The organism is Bradyrhizobium sp. INPA03-11B (genome assembly GCF_040446015.1).
Taxonomy (GTDB): domain Bacteria; phylum Pseudomonadota; class Alphaproteobacteria; order Rhizobiales; family Xanthobacteraceae; genus Bradyrhizobium; species Bradyrhizobium macuxiense_A.
Genome location: NZ_JASGSR010000131.1, coordinates 1 through 21,744, shown reverse-complemented (window position 1 = coordinate 21,744; position 21,744 = coordinate 1). Strand labels below are relative to the sequence as shown.

Genomic DNA, 21,744 nt, shown 5'->3' with positions numbered 1-21,744 from the left:
TGGCCCAGCGTGAGATCCAGCATGTCGTCGAGCACGCGATCGATGAGCTGCCCGAGGCGTTCCGCCTCGTCTTCATCACCCGCGTGATCGAGGGCATGAATGTCGAGGAGACCGCTGACATCCTCGGCCTGAAGCCGGAAACCGTGAAAACCCGCCTGCACCGCGCCCGGACCATGCTGCGCGACAATGTCGAGCGGAAGATCGGCCCTATCGTGATGGAGGCCTTTCCCTTCGCGGGCAGGCGCTGCGAGCGATTGACCGAGGCGGTCCTGAAACGGCTCGGCACCGCAGCATAGGTTTTCGGGAACCTTTGGCCGTCTGCACCATCCAACTCCTGTCTAACCAACGACGTGCCGTGCGCATGCCCGGCTCAACAGGAGTGTCAAACCATGTTCGTTCGATTGAGCATTGCGGTCGCCGCGCTCAGCCTTCTCTCAGGGGCTGCGCTGGCGCAGGGCGCCAAGCTGACCGATCCGCAGATCGCGCACATCGCCTATACGGCCGGCGTGATCGACATCAACGCCGCCAAGCAGGCGGAAAAGAAGGCTTCCAACAAGGAGGTCAAGGCGTTCGCCAAGGACATGGTGCGCGACCATGAGGCGGTCAACAAGCAGGCGCTCGACCTCGTCAAGAAGCTGAAGGTGACGCCGGAGGACAACGACACCAGCAAGGCGCTGTCGAAGCAGGCCGCCGACAAGCTCGCCGAGCTCGGCAAGTTGAAGGGCGCCGCCTACGACAAGGCCTATGTCGACAACGAGGTCGCCTACCACAAGACCGTCAATACCGCACTGGAGACGCAGCTGATCCCCTCGGCCAGCAATCCCGAGCTGAAAGGCCTGCTGCAGACCGGCCTGAAGATCTTCCAGGGCCATCAGCAGCATGCCGAACATGTCGCGGCCGACCTGAAGTAAGGAGACGCGCGATGTTGCCAGGACGCTATCTCGCGACGCTCGCTCTGTTCGCGCTCGGCGCGATAGCCGTCCCGGCGCATGCCGCCACCATCCAGATCGTGATGGAGAATCTGGTGATCTCGCCGGCCGAGGTATCCGCCAAGGTCGGCGACACCGTCGAATGGGTCAACAAGGATATCTTGGCCCACACCGCCACTGCGAAGAACGGCGATTTCGACGTGACGATCGCGCCGAAGCAGACGATCAAGTCGGTCCTCACCAAGGCCGGCACGGTCGATTATTACTGCCGCTTCCATCCCAACATGAAGGCGGTGCTGAAGATCGCGCCGTAGTTCGCGCGATGACCTCCGAGGTAATCGATCGGCACCTGCAAACCTTCGATAGTGAGGACAGCCGCTTAAGTCCGGCGCATCAGAAGGAGAGCACCATGACCGACCACACGACCATCGCCCGCAACTACATCGAGCTCTGGAACGAGCGCACGCCGAGCCGGCGCCGCGAGATGCTGAGCGAAAACTGGACCGCCGACGCGCGCTATGTCGATCCGCTGATGAGTGGCGACGGCCATGAGGGCGTCGACGCGCTGATCGCCGGCGTGCAGCAGAAGTTTCCGGATTTCAAGTTCAAGCTGATAGGCGAGCCGAACGGCTTCGGCGATCACGTCCGCTTCTCCTGGGGCCTCGGGCCCGACGGCGTCGACAGCCCGATCAAGGGCACCGACTTCGCCATGCTGAAGGACGGCCGTATCCGGAGCATCACCGGCTTCCTCGACCAGGTGCCGGGCGCCTGAGGCGCTCCGTCATTCCGGGGCAGCCCGAAGGGCTGAGCCCGGAATGACGAGGGGACCGGACGAGAACGCCATTGCGCCAACCGCTTCCACCCCCGTGATGTCGCTGCTAGTCTTCCCGAAACACAGGGAGGACGCCATGAAGGCCGATTACGCCTTCAAGACTTCTGTCGTCAGCGACATCACGCCGGCACTGCTGGCGATCGGCCGCGACGGCTTTCCGCAGGCCCTGATCGGCGCACTGCGCCGCGTCGCCGGTGTCGGTCACTGCATGGTGTTCTCGTTCACGGGCCCGCGGTCCGCCGCGTGCCTGCTCGACGTCGGCAACATCCCGACCGGGCGCGACCTCGGGATCGCCTATTCCGAACATTTCCACCAGGCCGATCCGAACCGCGATGCGGTGTTCGAGGGGCAGGCGCAGGCGGTGCCGATCCTGCTGCCGACCTTTGCCCGGCGGATGTACAGCGACGGCTACCGCAAGATCTTCTTCGACGATTCCGACATCGTCGACAAATTCGCTTCCGCGATCTGGACTGGCGACACCTGCTTCTACGTCAATTTCTACCAGATCACCGAGCAAGGCCGCTTCAGCCGCGAGCAGATCGCGCGCCTGGCCGCGGTCGCGCCGGCGTTGACGGCCGCCGTGGCACGGCACTTCCAGCGCGAGCCGGCACTGGATGCCGACCCGATCGCGCGGCTGAAGACCCTGTTTGCAACCACTGAGCCGCTAGCCCGATTGACCGGCCGCGAGAAGGAGGTTTGTCTGCGTATCCTCTCGGGCCTCAGCTCGGAGGCGATCGCGGCCGACCTCGGCATCGGGCTGCACTCCGCCCTCACCTATCGCAAGCGCGCCTATGACAAGCTCGGCATCTCCTCGCAGAACGAGCTGTTCGCGATCGCACTGCGGCTGATGGCGTCGGCACGCCAGCTGAACTGAAGCGCCGAGGTGGCCGCTTCCCCCTGTCCCCAACGGTAGGGACAGACCGGCGGCGCCTATCCGCCTATGCTCGGTTCGAAACCTGAGGCCAAATTGAGATCGCGCCGTGAGCACCGCTCCCCATTTCGACATCGATGTCCCCGCCTTCTGGCAGGATCCCTATCCGACGCTGGCGCGCATGCGCAAGGAGGCGCCGATCGCCTTCGTGCCGCAGCTCGGCAGCACGCTGCTGTGCAACCGCGACGACATCTTCGTCTCCGAGAAGCAGATCGACGTGTTCTCGTCGCACCAGCCCGAAGGGCTGATGAACAAACTGATGGGCCACAACATGATGCGCAAGGACGGCGATGCGCACATGAACGAGCGCAAGGCGATCTTCCCGGCGATCTCGCCGAAGACGGTGCGATCGCACTGGACCGCGCAGTTCGCGGGACATGCGACGCGCATCCTCGACGGATTGTCGCCGGATGGGGTGGTCGATTTCGTGCAGGCGTTCGCGCTACCGTTCTCGGCCGAATGCCTGAAATCGATCACTGGCCTGACCAACATGCGCTTCCAGGACATGAACGCCTGGTCGCAGGGCATGATTGACGGCATCGCCAATTATGTCGGCGATCCCGCGATCGAGGCGCGCTGCCATGCGGCGACCTCGGGCATCGACGCCGCCATCGACGAGATGGTGCCGAGGCTGCGCAAGACGCCCGACCTCAGTCTGCTCGGCGTGCTCTTGCAGACCGACATGCCGATGGAAAGCGTGCGCGCCAACATCAAGCTTGCGATCTCGGGTGGCCAGAACGAGCCGCGCGATGCGATCGCGGGCACGGTGTGGGCGCTGCTGACCCACCCCGACCAGCTCGCGCTGGCGAGAAGCGGCACGATCCCGTGGCTGCAGGTGTTCGAGGAATATGCGCGCTGGATCTCGCCGATCGGGATGTCGCCGCGGCGGATCGCAAAGCCCTGGACGATCCGCGATATCGCCTTCGAGACCAATGAACGGGTATTCCTGATGTTCGGCTCGGCGAACCGCGACGAGAAGCATTTCAGCGAGCCCGACAGGTTCGACGTCCGCCGCGACGCCAGCAAGAGCATCGCGTTCGGCGCCGGTCCGCATTTCTGCGCCGGCGCCTGGGCCTCGCGCGCCATGGTCGCCGACGTCGCGCTGCCCGCGATCTTCGAAAGGCTCAGGAATCTGCGCCTGATCGCGGACCAGCCGCCGCGGATCGGCGGGTGGGCGTTCCGCGGCCTGCTGGATTTGCCGGTGACGTGGGACCAGTAGGGCGGCAGCGCCGCCGATCACCGGAAACCAAAGCCTGCCTTGCGCCCGATTTGTTTAAGCCCGGCAACGCAGACACACAAAGACATGGAAACGCGGCTCCGGCCGCCGGTGCGGACGCGCGCTCGCCCCCGGAATTACGCGTCTTGTTGCGCCGCGACACCATGCCGCCGCAACCGGTTGGACGACTGTAATCAAACTGTCACGAATCCATTTCAATCCGCCGTTATTGATGAAACTGCAGTTAGTTGTGCGGTCACAAGGGATTTCCGATGAACCCGAACACCAATGGTAGCAGTCACGATACCGCCTTCCACCATGACGCCCCCGAACAGGATTCCGAGGAAGGCGGCGGCATCAACAAGACGGTCGCGGTCGTCGCGGTGGTGGCTGTCGGTGCGGCCGTGTTCGAAGCTGCCTTGCTGCCGGGCCTTGCCCTCGGCGTTGCCGCAGTCGCGGCGCCGAAATATCTGCCGAAGCTGGCGGGCGCACTCAATCCGCTGTTCAAGTCCACCGTTCGCGGCACCTACAAATTCGCGCAGAAGTCGCGCGAGATGTTTGCCGAAGCGCACGAGCAGGTGAACGACATCGTTGCGGAAGTGAAGGCCGAGAACCAGGCCCAGGAAGGCAAGGCGGCCGAGAGCCGGGCTTCGTCTGCGGCCTGAACAGGGCCGGACGGGCGGCGAGGCGGCGACATGCGCCGCCGATCGGCCTTGCGACGCCGACACGGCGCGCAATCGGATTTGACGACGGCATCATTCGCGTCCCGCGCCGGCGTTGGAACGCTGTGAGAGGAATGCGATGACCAAGATGAAGCTGCAGATCGCGCACCAGGTTCCGGGCCGGATCCGCATGAAGGTGCCGTCGGCCAAGGAAAACCCCGAGCTTCTCGAACAGATCAAGCAGACCTTCAGCGTCATTCCCGGCATCGAGAACGTCACCGTCAACCCGACGACGGGAAGCGTCGTGCTGCACTACGACACCGACCGGCACGATGAGTTTCATGGCCGGCTGGAGCATCACACCGGCGGTCACTACAAGCCGCCGACCAACGAGATCGACGCGCTGGCAAACAAGATCGAACAAGAAGCCGAGTATCTTGCCGAGCATTCGCACACGGCCAAGGTCATCGTCGACTTCTTCAGGGATTTCGACCAAGGCATCAAGATCGCCAGCGGGAACGTGATCGATCTGAAGATCGTGCTGGCAGCCGGCATCGCCGGCTTCACCGTGTTCGAGGTTGGCGCCACTGCGGCGACGCCGGTTTGGGTCACGCTGGCAGTGTTTGCACTCAACCACATGATTCAGGCCAACATGGGCGCCGCCGAAGAGGCGGAGCCGGCAGGCGCGACGGCCTGACCCGCCAGGGGCGAGAGCGCAAATCCATGGACTTCCGCTTCTGCCACTCCATGCCAGGGCGCATTCGTCTGAGCGTTCCCGCGCTCGGGCGCGATCGCAAGCTGGGCGAGATCTGCCTCGGCTGGCTGCGGGCGCAGGACGGCATCAGGACCGCGCGGATCAATTACGACTGCGCAAGCCTCGTGCTGGAATACGAACCGGCTCACGAACAGCGGCTGCTCGTGCTGCTGAACAGCTTCAAGGGCATGAGTCTCGCCGACCTCAAGGCGCTGTGCGCCAGCGCCGTGCCGGACGCGGCCACGCCACGCGCCGGCGTACCGGAAGTCTCGAAGCGCTCGCCTTTGGCGCTGCCGACGCTGTCGCTGTTCATGGCCTTCAGCGCCAATCCCGTGATCGCAGCGGTCAACATGCCGCTGATGCTCTGGAATGCGATCCCGATCGCCAAGCGTGCCTGGAAGGTCTGGGCCAACGAGAGCCGGCTGAACATCGACGTGCTCGATACGCTCGCGATCAGCGCCTCGATGCTGCAGGGCAACCCGCTGGCGGGCTGCATCGTCACCTGGCTGATCAAGCTCGGCGACTGGATCCGCGACCTGACCGCGGCGGGCTCGCGGCGGGCGATCAATGAACTGCTCGAATTCCAGTCGAAGACGGCCTGGCTGCTGCGCGACGGCGAGGTGGTGTCGATCCCCGCCGCCGAGCTGCAGAACGGCGACATCGTCGTGGTGTATCCCGGCGAGATGATCCCGGTCGACGGCGAGATCATCGACGGCTCCGCCACCATCGACCAGAAGACCATCACCGGCGAGGGCCTGCCGGTGCATCGCGGCAAGGGCGAAGCCGCCTTCGCCGCGACAGTCATCCGCGAGGGCCAGATCACGTTGCGTGCGCTGCGCGTCGGAACCGCGACCACCGCCGGCCAGATCGTGCGGCTGATCGAATCCGCGCCGATCGGCGACACCCGCATGCAGAACCACGCCGAGCGCTTCGCCGACCGGCTCGTCACCCCGACGCTCGCGCTCGCCACCGGCACCGCCATGGTCTCGGGCGACTTCAACCGCTTCCTGTCGCTGGTCATCGTCGACTACGGCACCGGCATCCGCGTCGCGGCGCCGACGTCAGTGCTGTCCTCGATGACGCTGGCGGCCCGCACCGGCATGATCATCAAGAGCGGCGGCCACATGGAGAAGCTCGCCGGGATCGACACCATGGTGTTCGACAAGACCGGCACCCTCACCCATGGCACGCCCGCCGTGATCGACGTGATCTCCTACCAGAACTCCATCACGCCGAACCATTTGCTCGGGCTCGCCGCCGCCGCCGAAACCAAGCTGCAGCATCCGGTCGCCGAAGCGTTGCGCACGCGGGCCCGGCAGCTCGCGGTGAACATTCCGCCCTGCAACGAGACCACCTACCGTCTCGGCCTCGGCGTCGAGGGCCAGGTCAACGGCTATTACGTCCATGTCGGCAATCAGCGCTTCATGCGCCAGAGCGAGATCGCCGTCGACGCCTCGGCCCTCGATCGCGCGGCGCTCGACCAGCGCGGCTATTCGAGCCTCTATATCGCCGTCGACGGCAAGCTCGCGGGCCTCGTGCCTTATTCCGATGAAATCCGCGAAGAGAGCCGTTCGGTGATCCAGCGGCTGCATGCGCTGGGCGTCAAGAACAGCATCATGCTGACCGGCGACAATGCGGTCGTGGCGCGCGCCGTCTGCGAAAATCTCGGACTGACCGAGCACTTTGCGGACATGCTGCCGGCCGACAAGGCCGGCGTCATCCAGGAGCTGCAACGCCAGGGGCGCAGGGTCGCCATGGTCGGCGACGGCATCAACGATTCGCCTGCGCTCAGCTTCGCCGATGTCGGGATCGCCATGAAGCATGGCGCCGAGGTCACACACGAATCCGCCGACGTCATCCTGATGGAGGATTCGCTCTGGAAGCTCGTCAAGGCGGTCGAGATCTCGCAAGGCGCCGTCAGCCTGATCAAGCAGAACTATGCCATCGTCGCGGCGCTCAATACGCTGGCGCTCGGCCTTGCGCTGCCGGGCGGCCTGATCACGCCCGAGGTCACCGCGCTGATCAGCAACGGCTCGGCGATCCTCGCAAGCTTCAACGGCATACGGCCAATTCTGCGGTATCAATGAGCCAGGATGTCACCCAGCTCGTTGTCCTTCCTCCCGGCGATCACGCCGCGCTAAAAGCCGCAGTCAAGGCGCTGGAGAGCTCCAATCTCGCGGCAAGGATCGCCGACTATGCGGGCGTCCCCGTCAATCGCGTCCTCAACCTGCTGCCGAAGGCCGCCAACCGCCAGCTCAGCGGGCTGGTGCGCACCGCGGTCATGAAGGGACTGGAGGTTGCCGTCGACACGCTCGACGAGAAGCCGCCGCCTGCACCCGCCGTCACCTTCTCCTCGATCCTCGCTGGCGTAACCGGAGGCGTCAGCGGCCTATTCGGATTCGGCGCGCTCGCGGTCGAACTTCCCCTGACCACGACCTTGATGCTGCGCGCGATCGCCGAGATCGCGCGGCACCAGGGCGAGGATCTCTCCAGCATCGAGGCGAGGCTCGCCTGCCTCGAAGTGTTCGCCTACGGCACCAAGCGGACGGACGACAGTATCGATGTCGGCTATTACGCCGCCCGCGCGCTGATCAGCAAATACACCAGCGACGCCGCCGCCTACATCCTGGAGCGCGGCGCGGTGGACGCCTCCGCCCCCGTGATCTCCAATCTGGTCAGCGAGATCGTCTCCCGGTTCGGGCTGGTGGTTTCGGACAAGGCCGCGGCCGGCGCGGTGCCGATCATCGGCGCGGCGTTCGGCGCGACTGTCAACGTCATCTTCATGGACCATTTCCAGAAGATCGCGAAGGGACACTTCACCGTGCGCCGGCTGGAGCGGGCCCATGGCAGCGCGGGCGTTCGGCAACATTATGCGGCGATCGCAGCCGGGCTCACGCCGCGGCGCGGCGTCGCGACGGCATGAGGTGTTCGGCCATTGGACGTCGGCGTCGCGCTCCCGCATGAAGACACCAGGCTGCGCGACCTTCGTCGCATGCGCACGCTCGCCACGGCCCTGCTCGTGGTCATGCTGCTGGTCTTCCTGGCGACCTCGATAGCGCAGCCGCACTGGCCGTGGCTGGCCTATCCGCGCGCCTTCGCCGAAGCCGGCATGATCGGCGCCTGCGCCGACTGGTTCGCCGTCGTCGCGCTGTTCCGTCATCCGCTCGGCATCCCGATTCCGCACACCGCGATCGTTCCGCAGAGCAAGCAGCGCATCGCGGTCGCGCTCGGCCGCTTCATCGCCAACAACTTCCTGTCGCCCCGCGTGGTCGGCGATCGCATCCGCGACGTCGACATCGCCGGCTGGGCGGCGCAATGGATCGAGCGGCCGACGCACGCCCGCAGCACGGCCCAGCGCACCGTCTCGGCGGTCCATCAGGCCCTGCAGGCAACGCCGAGCGCCGAGATCAACGCCTTTCTGACCCGGCGCACCCGGCAGGGGATCGCCGCGGTTCCTGCGGCCCCGCTCGCCTCGCGCGTGCTGGCGCTGCTGTGGGCCCATGGTAACGCACAGGCACTGGTCGAGCGCTTGATCACATCGGCGAGCGTGGCGCTCGCCAACAACAAGGAAACGATCCGCAAGAAGGTCTCGCAGCGCTCCTACCGGTTCGTGCCGAAATGGGTCGACGGCATGGTGGCCGACCGTGTGATCTCCGGCGTCAGCCAGACGCTCGACGAGATGCGCGAGCCGAACCATCCCTGGCGCGTCGAGCTCAAGGCCGAGATCGAGCGCCTGATCGATCGCCTCGCCACCGATCCCGACTACCTCGCGAGGGGCGAGGAGCTGAAGCAGCAGATGCTCGACAATCCCGCCGTGATCGGACAGATCGATGCGATGTGGCACGCTATCGAGGCGCGGCTGAATTCCGCGGCGACCTCGGCCGCAATCGCGGATGCGATCGAAACCGCCCTGATCTCGGTCGCCGCGCGGGTCCGGGACGATGCCGAGATGCGCGACCGCATCAACCGCTGGCTCCGCGTCGCCGCGCTGCGCGCCGTCGCATCGCGGCGCCAGGAGATCGCGGCCTTCATCCGCAAGGTGGTCGAGAACTGGGACACCGAAACGCTGATCATGCGGATCGAATTGCAGGTCGGACGCGATCTGCAGTTCATCCGGATCAACGGCACCGTCGTCGGAGGGCTGGTCGGCCTGCTGATCTTCTCCGTTTCGCGCTGGCTCTAGAGCATGATGGGATTAGGTTGCGCTGGAACGGCGTCGAAGGTTCACCTCTCCCTTGGGAGAGGTCGATTTGCGCAGCAAATCGGGTGAGGGATTACGGTCTATCGAGAGAGCAAGAGCCCTCACCCGGATTGCACTGGACGATGCTTCGCATCGCCAGGCGCAATCCGACCTCTCCCCAAAGGGGAGAGGTGAACTGAGACCGCGCCAAGCCGATTCAACGAAGACTCATCCCGCACTAGCGCGCCAATACAAGTTCACGGGAAACGAATCCGCAGCAGCGGCAACTGCTGGAGCTTGTCGAGCAGGCACACCATTTGGCTTGCCGCCAGGCTGAGGCAACCGAGGATAAAGCGGCGGCGGGTCAAGCCGCGCTCGCGGTCCGCGAATTCCAGGCGCTGGAGACGCGGTTCGGGAGCAGTGTTCGCACGCAGGGCAGGAAGCGTCGTCATATCCATCAGCCGATCGGAATCCGGATTTCCGGAGCGGTGGTCATCTGCTCGATCGTCCCGTCGAACGACAGGCAGTCCGGATTTTCGCCCGGCATCCGGCGCAAGGTCTCGACCAGTTGCTCCTGCTCCAGCAGGAACGAGCGGCCGTCGCGCAGCCGGGCATAGGCGGCCCAGGGCACGAATTTGGTGAACGGAAACGGGAATTCCTCGCGCGGCGACACGTCGATGTTCAGGCCGGAGACGAACAGCACATTCTTGGTCGCAAACGCCGGCTCGCGCAGGATGCTCCGGTAGGTGCGGTCGAACTCGGCCTGGGTGACGAAGCGCGCGGCATCCAGCGCGGGATGCGGCGACGTCACCAGCGCCGGCATGACAGGAGCGAGCGCCGCCTCGAGAATGTCATGGCCGTCGGGACCTTCGGCCGGCGCACGGCGGAAGTGAAACAGATCGGGCGACAGCGCCGTCCCGATCGGCGCCGGGGTCTCGCGAAAGCAGGCGTCACCGAACCGTTCGCGGATCGCGGCGCCCGCACGAAACAGCTTCGACGTGCTCAGCACGCTCAGCGGCCGCAGCGGCGTCTCGACCATGCGGTCGAGCCGCAGAAAGACACCTTCGCTGCGGCTGTCGTCGAGATACTGATTGTCGATCTGGAACACCGGCTCGCCATTGAGCCGGCCGCATTGCACCTGCCGGCAGGCATGGGCGTATTCGTCCTCGTACCAGCGCAACACGCCGCAGAGCTTGCCGCAGCAATCTCCGAACCGGCAGCCGTCGGTGCGGTGGCGCTGATAGACGCCGAAACGGCCGTCATCCGGATTGTAGCCGACATGGCTGGCCTGGATCAGCACCAGGTCCTCGCCGTGATGGGCATAAGGCCCGTGGCGGTTGATCGCGACCTTGCCGCCGACCCGCCCATGGTCGAACGGAAACGTTCCGAAATGCTGGGCCAGCAGCATCACCGGATAGCCCTGACTCTCATCGGAGCAAAAGGCGCGTGACGGCAGCATGTGCTGCCGCTCAAAGCCGAGCGACCGGCAATAGTTGTAGAGCCGCGGCACGAAATGCCCGTAGCGCATCGCAAAACCGCCAACCCGGAAGGTTTCGATCATCCTCTGCCCGAGCGGTCAGACGTATCCAACGTGCACACGCGGGGCAAAATTCCCCGCCCCGTACCGGATCGGAACGGTAGATACCGTTGTTGACGGTTATGTGAATGCAGCCGGGAGCGATGATCCGGACGGGCAGCCTGCGACGCTCAGCGTCCCCAGCGCAGCACCACCGGATCGAGCGTGCGCGCGATCTCGATCAGCCCGGCACGGGTGGCCGGATGCAGCGGTTGCAACGGGTGGCGCACCGCGTCCGACTTGATGACGCCGCCCTCGCGCATCAGCACCTTGCAGGCCTGCAGGCCGCATTGGCGGTTCTCGCAATTGATCAGCGGCAGCCAGCGCGCATAGGCCTGCACAGCCTCGTCGCGGCGTCCGGCGAGGAACGGATCCATGATCTGGCGGATGCCGTCGGGATAGCCGCCGCCGGTCATCGCGCCGGTGGCGCCGGCATCGAGGTCGGCCATCAAAGTGATCGCCTCCTCGCCGTCCCACGGTCCCTCGATCACGCTGCCGCCCTTCTCGATCAGGCCGCGCAGCTTGTTGGCCGCCATCGGCACCTCGATCTTGAAGTACCTGACATTGGCGAGCTCCTTCGCCATCCGCGCCAGGAAATCGACCGAGAGCGGCGTGCCCGCAACCGGCGCGTCCTGGATCATGATCGGGATGTTGATGGCATCCGAGACCACCCGATAGAACTCGTAGATCGCCGGCTCGCCGACGCGGAAGGTCGCGCCGTGATAGGGCGGCATGATCATCACCATCGCAGCACCGGCGGCCTGCGCCTCGCGGCTGCGCGCGGCACACACCGCCGAGGAGAAATGCGTGGTAGTGACGATCACGGGGATGCGGCCCGCGACGTGCTCGAGCACGGCATGCATCACGGTCTCGCGCTCGGCATCGGTCAGCACGAACTGCTCGGAGAAGTTGGCGAGGATGCAGATGCCGTGCGAGCCGGCATCGATCATGAAATCGACGCAGCGCCGCTGTCCGTCGAGATCGAGATTGCCGTTGGCGTCGAAGATGGTCGGCGCCACCGGGAAGACGCCGCGATAGGGGCGCTGTGCCGAACTCGTCATGTCAAATCCTCCCTCATGATCTTGTCGCAGCTTGTCGTGTCACGCGCTGCGGAACGGCAGCGGCGGACCTTCGAGTCGGCGCAGGCCCGGCTCGCGGCGCTCCAGCCACCAGCCATACTGTTTCGGCCAGGACGCGAACACTTCGCCGCTTCCGCCGCCAAGCGCAAGCTCGGCATGCAGCGGCCAGTTCGGATCGAACAGCGCCTCGCGCCCGATCGCGACCAGATCGGCCTGGCCGTTTGCCAGGACGTCCTCCGCCTGCTGTGGATGCAGGATCAGTCCGACTGCGATGGTGGCGACCTCGGCGGCACGCCGGATTTCGTCCGCATAGGGCACCTGGAAGCCATAGCCACGCGGAATCCGCGCCGCGGTTGCGGAGCCGAGCAGGCCGCCAGACGAACAATCGATCAAATCGGCGCCCCGCGCCTTGGCTTCGCGCGCGAACGCGATCTGGTCCTCGAGCGTCAGGCCGCCGTCGACACCGTCAACCGAGGAGATCCGCACCGCCAGCGGCCGCTCGGCAGGCCAGGCCGCGCGGACGGTCTCGATGATCTCGAGCGGATAACGCATCCGCCCGGCGCGGTCGCCGCCATAGGCGTCGCTGCGGCGGTTCGACAATGGCGACAGGAATTCGTGCAAGAGATAACCATGCGCGCAATGCACCTCGACGAATTCGAAGCCGGCCTCGACCGCGCGCAAGGTGGCGCGGCGCCATTGCTCGCGCAGCGCGGCGAGCTCGGCCACATCGAGCGCGTGCGGCATCAGCCAGCCTTCCTCCATCGGGATCGCGCTCGGCGCCACGGTCCGCCAGGCCAGATCACCGCGCGCGTGGTCGGCCTCGTCGAGCGCGGCATTGCCGTACCAGGGCCTCTGCATGCTGGCCTTGCGGCCGGCATGCGCGAGCTGGATCGAGGGCACCGCGCCGTTGTCCTTCAGGAAGGCGGCGATGCGTTCGAGCGGCGCGATCTGTTCGTCATTCCAGATGCCGACATCGCCATGGGTGATGCGGCCCTCGGCGGCGACCGCCGCGGCCTCGACCATCACGAGCCCGGCGCCGCCCTGGGCAAATTTACCAAGATGAACAAGGTGCCAGTCATTGGCGAGGCCGTTGGTCGCCGAATACTGGCACATCGGTGAAATCAGGATGCGGTTTCGGGAGGTCACGCCGCGAAGCGTGATCGGCTGAAACAGAAACGGCTGCGACATCGGGACCTGCGGAAGCGTCGTGGCGGAAAGAATGGCGGCCGAAAGCTAGGCGGCGCGTCCCGCAATCGCAAGTCGCGCGACAGCGCAGGCGGCAGGACCTGCACGCATGCAGCATCCGGGCGACCGCACGATCCGCAAAACCCGCAACATTTGCCGCGGGATATTCACGCGGCTGGTAAACACATTCCACTATCCCTTGATGACTTTAAGTCATCCCCGGCTGACTTTCAGTCATGCCGGGGATCACGCCACGGATCGCAATTCGCGTCGGAGATGCCTACATTGCCGACATGAAAAAAATCGGTTTCCTCTCGTTCGGGCACTGGACGCCCTCCCCGCAATCCCAGGCCCGCTCCGCCGCGGACGTGCTGCTGCAATCCATCGACCTTGCGGTCGCCGCCGAGGAGCTCGGCGCGGACGGCGCGTATTTTCGCGTCCATCACTTCGCCCGCCAGCTGGCTTCGCCCTTTCCGCTGCTGGCGGCGGTCGGCGCCAAGACCAGCCGGATCGAGATCGGCACCGCCGTGATCGATATGCGCTACGAAAATCCGCTCTACATGATCGAGGACGCCGGCGCCGCCGACCTGATCGCGAAGGGACGCCTGCAACTCGGCATCAGCCGCGGCTCGCCCGAGCAGGTGATCGATGGCTGGCGCTATTTCGGCTATCAACCGGGCGAAGGCGAGACCGACGCCGACATGGGCCGCCGTCATGCCGAGATATTCCTCGACATGCTGCGCGGACAAGGTTTTGCGCAGCCCAATCCACGGCCGATGTTTCCCAATCCTCCGGGCTTGCTGCGGCTCGAACCGCTGTCGGAAGGCCTGCGCGAGCGGATCTGGTGGGGCGCCGGCTCGAACGCGACCGCGGTCTGGGCGGCGAAGCTCGGCATGAACCTGCAGAGCTCGACCCTGAAGAGCGATGAGACCGGAGAGGCCTTCCACATCCAGCAGGCCGCGCAGATCCGCGCCTACCGCGCCGCCTGGAAGGAGGCCGGCCACAGCCGTGAGCCGCGGGTCTCGGTGAGCCGCAGCATCTTCGCGCTGATCGACGATCGCGACCGCGCCTATTTCGGCAACGGGCAGGAGGAAGACCAGATCGGCTTCATCGACGAGCGGACGCGCGCGATCTTCGGCCGCGGCTACGCCGCCGAGCCGGACAAACTGATCGAGCAGCTCAAGACCGACGAGGCGATCGCGGAGGCCGACACTCTGCTGCTGACCGTCCCCAATCAACTCGGCGTCGCCTACAACGCGCATGTGATCGAGAGCATCTTGACCCACGTCGCACCCGCGATGGGTTGGCGCTGAATTTGGCGACAAATGCAATCATCCCCTCGTCACGGATCAGGACCCGCGGCGGCCGTGCTCTAGGGGGGTGTGGTTGAGAGCGGACGACCGGCCGCGGGCTTGAACCGGCCATCCTCTACCGGAGGTGAGCCGGTTCTGCCTGGCTAATCCCGGAACACGCCGAAACGTTCCGACGGAACTCCGTTCTCAAACGCGGAGAACTACGGAAACATAACTGCGCGTTGTGAGAAGAAGAACAGGTTGAGTACAGTTCGTTAGGCGCGCACGTTGCGTGAACAGATCGCCGTAATATCCCGGGACCCCCGTGCGAGGTCGGTCAAGGATCCCGGTCACGCGTGCGGCGATCGAGATCGAGGCGATCGATACGCTCATCGATCCGCCGGTTGAGTTCCTGATCCTCGTCCGAATCCCTGCCGCGCCGGGCGCGGACGGCAAACACGCACCCGATCAGGACCACGGCAAACAGCGCGAAGTACCACCATTCCATGCATCGATCTCGAATGAACGCTCGCAGGGACGAGCGGAAGGGTCATCGTTCAGGCCGGTCAGGACGCCCCGATCTTGGCGCGTAGAACGGGTTCACCAGGCAGGTTGCCGGATTGCCCGCCATGGTGGCCTGGCACTGCTGCAACGATGTGAAGATACAATCCATTCGCTCGCCGAGCAGTTCCCCGTAAACATGCATGCAGACGGGATAGCGAGGGTCGTACATTTGCGCCGATGCCGGCGTCGTCATGCAAATCGCGCCGAGCGTGAGCAACAGCGCTGCAAGCAACCTCACGTCTCGTCTCCTGAAATACTCGCGCGATTTTTGCCTGGGGACTGGAGCGGGCGAAGGGAATCGAACCCTCGTATGCAGCTTGGGAAGCTGCCGTTCTACCATTGAACTACGCCCGCGATCTCAATTGCTTGAGGTCGAACCCCATGGGGGCGACCGGCCGGACCATAGCCCGGGCGGCGGCCGAGGATCAAGCGTGCAGTGACGGCGGTCGCACCACCGCCGTCCGCTACTGGCCCATCCTCACGAGCACGTCATTGATGACAAAGGGTCGAGCCGCAGATGCATCGCAGCTCCCGCCGCGTGCATAGATGCAGGCATCGCTGAAGCCGACGCGGGCACAGCCTTGCTTTGAAAAATCCGCCGGCAGATCGCCCGCGGCCTCGGGCCGCGCCAGGATGCGATTGAAGGCCGGCCTGCTCGCCTGCAGCAGCAGCGGCGGCAGGATGAGCTCGGCGAGCGGATCGGCAGGCTGCAGCGCATAGAGCGGCGCCGGGCCGACCAATCGCTCCCGCCCCGGCAATTGCTGGAAGCGAACGTTGTAAAGCGCAAGGCCGCACATCTGCGGATCGCCGCGCAGTTCGGCGGCGAGCCGCGCTGCGCCGACGCCGCGCATCCAGTACTCGCGCATCCCGTCGCTGGCACCGGCCATCGCCACCGACAGCAACGCCCAGCCGCCGAGCACGATCGGCAACGCCCAGCGGCGCCATGTGGCTTTCGCGCGCAGCCATTGCACCCAATCGGCCGAGCCCAGCGCCGCGACGATAATGAACAGCACCAGCGACAGGAAGACGAAGCGGTATTCCTTGTGCGTGATCAGGCTGTGGAAGACGAGGTTGACCAGCGCCACGGTCAGCAGCAGCGGCGCGTGCCGCCAGCCGCGCCAGATGGCGGCGAGCGGCAGCAGGATTGCCACCGACCAGACGGTCAGGAAGTCGATCAGATAGGCCGAGGGCGGCGACACGCCGAATTCGATGGCGCGATCGTGGACGAGGTTTTCCTTGATGTTCGCGATCAGCCAGGCGAACGGCACGGCGCCGTGCGCAAGGTCGATCGCGGCGGCGAGCAGCAGCGCAACGAGCCCGCCGGCGACCAGCGGAACGAGGTTTCGCCAGCGTGTCCAGCACGCCCCGAGGGCCAGCACGGCGATCGCCGGCGCATACTGGAAGCGGCAGACAAAGCCGAACGCAAGCAAGGCGCCGCCGATCGCGAGACGCCGCGGCGACGGACCATCAGTGATCAGCAGCGCCGCCGGCGCGATCAGCGCGGTCGCCAGCGGCTCGCCCAATGTGTGGGGCGCGAGCATGAACAATTCGAACCAGGTCGCGGTGGCAAACGCCGCGACGACGGCATGGGTTCGCGAGACCCGCGCGCCCAGCAACCAGGCGCTGACCACGATCGACAGCGAGGCGCACGCGGCGATCAAGCGCGGCACCAGGAAGGCCCCTGCGCCACCAGGCGCAAGCGCATCACCCAGCGCAACCGGCCCGGCCATCAATGTCGGCAGGAACCAGCCGCGAATCCCCTCGCGCCATTCCCAGGTCAAAATGCCGTCATGGCCGAGCATCCGCGACGCTGGCTCAAGATACTGAAAGACCTCGTCGGGATAGATCACATTGGGCCAGACGGCGACCGCAAGGCGGATCACCAACGCCAGCAGCAGCAACGCGAACAGCGGGTGCAAGCGCCCGCTCGCGCGCCCGACCATGGCAGCGCCGCCCGGCGCGGCCTCGGCGCTCGTGCTCGTCATCGTCCCAAAGATCGTCTTCTGGAGCAGCATGCCGGCGACCAGATAGCGGGCAAAGCCTTTAAGATGCGTGACTGGACGATGCGTGACCGGACGTCGTCGAGGTCACACAGCGCCGGCCGCAACATGCTTAACCAAACGTCAAGATTTTCGGATGCGCCGGACCGCGACGATGTTATGCTCGCCCGCGTGGGGGCGCGTGGCGTCATGGCGGGGCGTGGGTACACCATTTTCGACACGGCAATCGGCCGACGCGGCATCGCATGGGGCGAAGCCGGCGTGGCCGGTGTCCAGCTTGCGGAGCTCCGCGAGATCGACACCCGCAGGCGGCTGTTCCAGCTCTATCCCGACGCACGCGAGACGCGGCCGCCCGAGGAGATCGAGCTTGCAATCGAGGGCATTGCAGCGACCTTGCGCGGCGGCAATGCCGACCTCGCAGGCGTGGCACTCGACATGAGCGGCATCCCGGCTTTCAACCAGCGCGTCTACCAGAGCGTCCGCAGCATTCCCCGCGGCGAGACCCGGACCTATGACGAGGTCGCCAGCGCGCTCCGCGCGACCGGCGCGGTCTATTCGGTGGCGCAGGCGCTCGGCCGCAATCCGTTCATGATCATCGTGCCCTGCCACCGCGTGCTCGAGGCGGGCCACTATCCTGACCGGATTTCAGCGAACGGCGGCAGCATCTCCAAGCGACGGCTGCTCTCGATCGAAGGCGCCCAGCCGACCACCAGCAAGACCCTGTTCGACGTGCTGCTGCCCGTTGCGCGACCCCGGCCGCACGCCTAAATCTCGGATATGACCCGGACCACGCTGTTGCAGCGCGATCGCATCACGGTGAACGAGTTTCGCTGCACGGCGGAGCCCGGCGACAAGCCGTTTGCCGAGCAGTTCGCCTGCCATTCCGTGTCCTATGTGCGCAGCGGCAGCTTCGGCTGTCATTGCCGCGGCCGCTTTCATGAGCTGGTGGCAGGCTCGATCCTGGTCGGCCATCCCGGCGACGAATACACCTGCACGCACGATCATGTGGTCGGCGATGAATGCCTGTCGTTCTTCCTGGACCCGGAGCTGGTCGAGACGATCGGCGATCGCACATCGGTCTGGCAGGTCGGCTCGGTGCCGCCGCTGCCGGAATTGATGGTGATCGGGGAGCTCGCCCAAACGGCGGCAGCTGGCAACAGCGACGTCGGGCTCGACGAGGTCGGCCACCTGCTTGCCAGCCGCCTGGTGGAGCTGGTGTCCGACCGCAAGGCAAAGCCCCTCACCGCCGGCCTGCGCGATCGCCGCCGCGCCGTTGAGGCGGCTCTGTGGATCGACGCCAATTCGCACCACCAGATCGATCTCGACGATGCAGCCGAACAGGCCGGGTTGAGCACCTTCCATTTCCTGCGGCTGTTTTCCGCCGTGCTCGGCGTCACCCCGCATCAATATCTCGTGCGCTCGCGGCTGCGCCATGCGGCGCGACGGCTGGTCGACGACGACAGCCCGGTCACCGACATCGCCTATGATGTCGGCTTCGGCGATCTCTCCAATTTCGTGCGCAGCTTCCACCGCGCCGCCGGTGCCTCGCCGCTCAAGTTCCGCCAGGCCTCGCGCGGCGACCGCAAGATTCTCCAAGAACGCCTTGCGCTGCAATAGCTAGGTTGCTCCGGTCCGCGCGTCCGTCGACGCGCCCAGCGACTGGAGATTCCATCATGTACGACCATATCGGATTGCGCGTCGCCGACCTCGACGCCAGCGTGCGCTTCTACACCGCGGTGCTGGCGCCGCTCGGCTTCGTGTTGTGCTCGCGCGACGACAGCGGCGCCGGCTTCGGGCCGAAGGGCGAGCCCGCGCTCTGGCTGCATCTGCACAAGGGCAAGGCGCAAGGCGGCGCGCATATCGCATTCCGCGCGCCCAGCCACGACGCGATCAAGACATTTCATACCGAAGGCCTGAAGGCCGGCGGCAAGGACAACGGCGCGGCGGGCCATCGCAAGGACTACAGCCCAACCTACTACGCGGCGTTCCTGCTCGACCCCGATGGCAACAATGTCGAGGCGGTAAGCACGTAAGCGAACGCCACGATCTCCGCCGTCATTGCGAGAGCGAAGCGACGAAGCAATCCACGCTTCACTTAGATGCGGCATGGATTGCGTTGCTTCGCTCGCAATGACAGCAAACTCAAATAGCAAGGACCCAATCCCATGGCTTCCATTCACAAGAACATCCCGATCGACGCGCCGGCCGACCACGTCTGGGACGCGCTGCGCGATTTCGGCGCGCTGCATACACGGCTGGTGCCGGGCTTCGTCACCGACACACAGCTCGACGGCGACGTCCGCACCGTCACGTTCAGTAACGGCACCGTGGCGCGCGAGACGCTGGTCGACTGCGACGACAAGCGACAGCGGCTGGTCTATGCGATCACGAGCGAACGGCTGAAGCAGCATTCCGCCTCGGTGCAGGTGTTTGCCGATGGCGATGCGCGCTGCCGGGTGGTGTGGATCGCCGATGTGCTGCCGCACGAGATCGCACCCTATATGGACGCGCAGATGGACCTCGGCGCGGCGGCGATGCAGGCCGCGCTGGCGAAATCGGCCAGGGAGAAGAGCGCGGCGTGAACCATATGTGTGACCGTCACCCTGAGGTGCTCGCGTAGCGAGCCTCGAAGGGCGACGGCCCGTTTGTCTCCACGAACGCATGTCGAAGCATCGGGGCCGTCGATCCTTCGAGACGCGCTGCGCGCTCCTCAGGATGACGGGTCCGATAGATTCAAGACAGCGCCGGTTGCGCTTCCGCGACCGGCGCGGACTTGCCCCAGCGCGTCAGGATCACGCTGAGGCAGGAGAGCGTGCCGAGCACGCCCATCGAGGCGGCGGCGAGTGCGAAGAAGTTCTGCGCGCTCGCCTCATGCGTCGACAGCCACCAGCCGCCGGTGCCGATGAAGATCAGCCGCGCGGTCTGCGCCAGCACCGGGCCCAGCACCTTGGCGGCGCCCTGCGAGGAGAAATACATCGACATCGCCAAGCCAATGAAGGCGTACATCGGCGCGGCGGTCGACAAATATTGATGACTGGTCGCCCGCACATGCGGATCACTGGTGAACAGGTTGACCCAGAGGTCGGGGAAGACGGCGATGAAGCTGCCGACCACGCCGACCGAGAGGAACGACACCGTGCCCGCGGTCCAGGCGATGCGCCGGGCACGCGCGACGCGCTCGGCGCCAACAGCCATGCCGATCATCGGCACCGAGGCGATGCCGACCGCGAAGGCGACCGAGGTCAGCATGAATTCGAGCCGCGCGCCGATGCCGTAGCCGGCGAGCACCGCGGTGCCGAACTGCGCCAGCATGTGGGTGAAGATCGAGATCGTCAGAACCGATTGCAGCGGCGAGAAGCAGGAGACGGCGCCGACCCTGAGGATGTCGATGAACATCGCCCATTGCACGCGCAGCCCCTTGAGTTTCGGCTTGACGCGGGCGCGGCCCGAGAACAGGTACCAGCCCATCACGCTGATGCTGATCGAATAGGCGATCAGCGACCCCGCGGCGACGCCGCGCATGCCGAATTGCGGCACCGGCCCGAGGCCGAGCCCGAGCGTGCCGCCAAGCATGATCTGCCACACCGCCGAGGACAGGATCATGGTCGACGGCAGTTTCATGTTGCCGGTACCGCGCAGGATGCCGGCCATCGTGTTCATCAGCCAGGGCAGGATCGCACCGCCGAAGAAAACCTGCGTATAGGCGATCGCCTGTGCCAGCACATTGCCGCGGCCGCCGAGCAATTCGAGCAGGCGCGGACCGAAGATCAGCATGCCCAGCATGAAGGTGACGCCGAACGTCAACCCGATCAGCAGCGCATGCATCGCGAGCGTCGAGGCGCGCTCGATCTCGCCAGCGCCGAGTGCGCGCGCAATCGCGGATGCGACGCCGCCGCCCATCGCGCCGCCGGACATCGTCATGGTCAGGATCACGCAGGGAAACACCAGCGCCATCGCCGCGAGCGACTCGACGCCGAGGCGGCCGATATAAGAGGTTTCCGCGATGACCACGCAGGTGCCGGCAGAGAGCGCGATCACGTTCGGCCAGGCGAGCCACAACAGCGTGCGCAGGATCGGCCCGTCGAGCAGCGCGTTGCGCGCCGGCTTGGTCACCGGCGGCGGCAGCGGCCGCTCTAGTTCGTCGACAGGTATTTCGGCGAGGCCGAGATCGGACATTTCTACTCCACTGCGCATGACCCGCCAAAGTGCGTGCGGTTTGGCGAAAAGGTCATGCGCCCAAATTTATGATTCAGAGCGCGATCGCACGCAAAACCGGCAACCACTTTTGCTGATCGCGCTCTGCGCGATCTGGGGAGCCGCGCCATGGTGTTTCCCTACCATGGCAGCGACGGATTCCACGTGCGCGGGACGCAAGGGGGGCCTGCGCGATTGCAGGTGAACCCGAGTGAACCTCTGGTCTAGCCGATCGACCACGCGGACGGCGAGATCAGAGGTCACCCTCCCCTGGAGGGGGAGGGTCTGTCTCTTATACACATCTCCGAGCCCACGAGACATGTCCAGCAATCGCGGATGCCGTCTTCTGC

24 protein-coding genes and 1 tRNA gene are annotated in these 21,744 nt (G+C 65.6%); 16 read left to right on the top strand and 9 right to left on the bottom strand.

Translation table 11 applies throughout. The features are described from left to right. The 11 genes from QMZ05_RS34525 to QMZ05_RS34475 form a co-directional block, all read left to right on the top strand. Positions 1-296, top strand: a 296-nt coding sequence (locus QMZ05_RS34525; RefSeq protein WP_353704809.1) for a sigma-70 family RNA polymerase sigma factor, incomplete at its 5' end; no start/stop codon positions are given. A 93-nt stretch (positions 297-389) separates the two neighbouring features. After that, complete coding sequence (locus tag QMZ05_RS34520; protein ID WP_074126288.1) at positions 390-911, top strand: DUF4142 domain-containing protein; 522 nt, start codon at positions 390-392, stop codon at positions 909-911. 11 nt (positions 912-922) lie between these two features. Continuing rightward, positions 923-1,243 carry a cupredoxin domain-containing protein gene (locus tag QMZ05_RS34515; protein WP_353704808.1) on the top strand — a complete coding sequence of 107 codons (321 nt, stop codon included), beginning with the start codon at positions 923-925 and terminating at the stop codon, positions 1,241-1,243. A gap of 95 nt (positions 1,244-1,338) precedes the next feature. Further along, complete coding sequence (locus QMZ05_RS34510) at positions 1,339-1,701, top strand: nuclear transport factor 2 family protein (RefSeq protein ID WP_353704807.1); 363 nt, start codon at positions 1,339-1,341, stop codon at positions 1,699-1,701. A 136-nt stretch (positions 1,702-1,837) separates the two neighbouring features. Further along, entirely contained in the window at positions 1,838-2,635 is a 798-nt protein-coding gene (locus QMZ05_RS34505) for a helix-turn-helix transcriptional regulator (protein WP_353704806.1), read from the top strand. 106 nt (positions 2,636-2,741) lie between these two features. After that, complete coding sequence (locus QMZ05_RS34500) at positions 2,742-3,911, top strand: cytochrome P450 (protein WP_353704805.1); 1,170 nt, start codon at positions 2,742-2,744, stop codon at positions 3,909-3,911. A gap of 269 nt (positions 3,912-4,180) precedes the next feature. Beyond that, positions 4,181-4,573, top strand: coding sequence for a DUF5132 domain-containing protein (locus QMZ05_RS34495; RefSeq protein WP_146988860.1), 393 nt, complete (start codon positions 4,181-4,183; stop codon positions 4,571-4,573). A 136-nt stretch (positions 4,574-4,709) separates the two neighbouring features. Next, complete coding sequence (locus tag QMZ05_RS34490) at positions 4,710-5,267, top strand: HMA2 domain-containing protein (protein WP_353704804.1); 558 nt, start codon at positions 4,710-4,712, stop codon at positions 5,265-5,267. Positions 5,268-5,293: 26 nt separating this feature from the next. After that, complete coding sequence (locus tag QMZ05_RS34485; protein ID WP_353704803.1) at positions 5,294-7,411, top strand: heavy metal translocating P-type ATPase; 2,118 nt, start codon at positions 5,294-5,296, stop codon at positions 7,409-7,411. After that, positions 7,408-8,247, top strand: coding sequence for an EcsC family protein (locus QMZ05_RS34480; RefSeq protein WP_353704802.1), 840 nt, complete (start codon positions 7,408-7,410; stop codon positions 8,245-8,247). Before QMZ05_RS34485 ends, QMZ05_RS34480 begins: the two co-directional genes overlap by 4 nt. 12 nt (positions 8,248-8,259) lie before the next feature. Beyond that, positions 8,260-9,507: a DUF445 domain-containing protein gene (locus QMZ05_RS34475; RefSeq protein WP_353704801.1), complete on the top strand. Its 1,248-nt coding sequence runs from the start codon at positions 8,260-8,262 to the stop codon at positions 9,505-9,507. Positions 9,508-9,761: 254 nt separating this feature from the next. Here the strand turns inward: QMZ05_RS34475 and QMZ05_RS34470 are convergent, their stop codons facing one another. From QMZ05_RS34470 to QMZ05_RS34455, 4 genes are all read right to left on the bottom strand, one after another. Further along, positions 9,762-9,962, bottom strand: coding sequence for a hypothetical protein (locus tag QMZ05_RS34470; RefSeq protein ID WP_353704800.1), 201 nt, complete (start codon positions 9,960-9,962; stop codon positions 9,762-9,764). Next, positions 9,962-11,065, bottom strand: a complete 1,104-nt coding sequence (locus QMZ05_RS34465; RefSeq protein ID WP_353704799.1) for a hypothetical protein — start codon at positions 11,063-11,065, stop codon at positions 9,962-9,964. The genes QMZ05_RS34470 and QMZ05_RS34465 overlap by 1 nt, the downstream gene beginning before the upstream one ends. A gap of 146 nt (positions 11,066-11,211) precedes the next feature. Then, the gene (locus tag QMZ05_RS34460; RefSeq protein WP_353704798.1) at positions 11,212-12,141 is read right to left on the bottom strand and encodes a dihydrodipicolinate synthase family protein; all 930 of its coding nucleotides are present in this window, start codon (positions 12,139-12,141) and stop codon (positions 11,212-11,214) included. 39 nt (positions 12,142-12,180) lie between these two features. Continuing rightward, positions 12,181-13,347 (bottom strand): NADH:flavin oxidoreductase/NADH oxidase, encoded by a 1,167-nt coding sequence (locus QMZ05_RS34455; RefSeq protein WP_353704797.1) that lies wholly within the window; start codon positions 13,345-13,347, stop codon positions 12,181-12,183. Between the two features lie 290 nt (positions 13,348-13,637). On the opposite strand from QMZ05_RS34455, the gene QMZ05_RS34450 reads away from it, so the two are divergent. Then, complete coding sequence (locus QMZ05_RS34450) at positions 13,638-14,657, top strand: LLM class flavin-dependent oxidoreductase (protein WP_353704796.1); 1,020 nt, start codon at positions 13,638-13,640, stop codon at positions 14,655-14,657. Between the two features lie 316 nt (positions 14,658-14,973). Here the strand turns inward: QMZ05_RS34450 and QMZ05_RS34445 are convergent, their stop codons facing one another. The 4 genes from QMZ05_RS34445 to QMZ05_RS34430 form a co-directional block, all read right to left on the bottom strand. Further along, the gene (locus QMZ05_RS34445; RefSeq protein WP_353704795.1) at positions 14,974-15,144 is read right to left on the bottom strand and encodes a hypothetical protein; all 171 of its coding nucleotides are present in this window, start codon (positions 15,142-15,144) and stop codon (positions 14,974-14,976) included. A 42-nt stretch (positions 15,145-15,186) separates the two neighbouring features. Further along, the gene (locus QMZ05_RS34440) at positions 15,187-15,438 is read right to left on the bottom strand and encodes a DUF3551 domain-containing protein (protein WP_353704794.1); all 252 of its coding nucleotides are present in this window, start codon (positions 15,436-15,438) and stop codon (positions 15,187-15,189) included. A gap of 42 nt (positions 15,439-15,480) precedes the next feature. Next, positions 15,481-15,554 (bottom strand) — tRNA-Gly (locus QMZ05_RS34435). A 110-nt stretch (positions 15,555-15,664) separates the two neighbouring features. Then, entirely contained in the window at positions 15,665-17,185 is a 1,521-nt protein-coding gene (locus QMZ05_RS34430) for a 4-amino-4-deoxy-L-arabinose transferase (RefSeq protein ID WP_353704793.1), read from the bottom strand. A gap of 204 nt (positions 17,186-17,389) precedes the next feature. On the opposite strand from QMZ05_RS34430, the gene QMZ05_RS34425 reads away from it, so the two are divergent. The 4 genes from QMZ05_RS34425 to QMZ05_RS34410 all read left to right on the top strand — a co-directional run bounded on the left by QMZ05_RS34425 (position 17,390) and on the right by QMZ05_RS34410 (position 19,782). Further along, positions 17,390-17,968 (top strand): methylated-DNA--[protein]-cysteine S-methyltransferase, encoded by a 579-nt coding sequence (locus tag QMZ05_RS34425; protein WP_353704792.1) that lies wholly within the window; start codon positions 17,390-17,392, stop codon positions 17,966-17,968. A 9-nt stretch (positions 17,969-17,977) separates the two neighbouring features. After that, positions 17,978-18,817 carry an AraC family transcriptional regulator gene (locus tag QMZ05_RS34420; RefSeq protein ID WP_353704791.1) on the top strand — a complete coding sequence of 280 codons (840 nt, stop codon included), beginning with the start codon at positions 17,978-17,980 and terminating at the stop codon, positions 18,815-18,817. A 56-nt stretch (positions 18,818-18,873) separates the two neighbouring features. Further along, positions 18,874-19,233: a VOC family protein gene (locus QMZ05_RS34415; protein WP_353704790.1), complete on the top strand. Its 360-nt coding sequence runs from the start codon at positions 18,874-18,876 to the stop codon at positions 19,231-19,233. A 132-nt stretch (positions 19,234-19,365) separates the two neighbouring features. Next, positions 19,366-19,782, top strand: a complete 417-nt coding sequence (locus QMZ05_RS34410; protein ID WP_353704789.1) for an SRPBCC family protein — start codon at positions 19,366-19,368, stop codon at positions 19,780-19,782. 151 nt (positions 19,783-19,933) lie between these two features. Here QMZ05_RS34410 and QMZ05_RS34405 read toward each other — a convergent pair whose 3' ends face one another. Then, on the bottom strand, positions 19,934-21,376 hold the full coding sequence (locus tag QMZ05_RS34405; protein ID WP_353704788.1) for an MATE family efflux transporter: 1,443 nt from the start codon (positions 21,374-21,376) through the stop codon (positions 19,934-19,936). Positions 21,377-21,744: the final 368 nt, after the last annotated feature.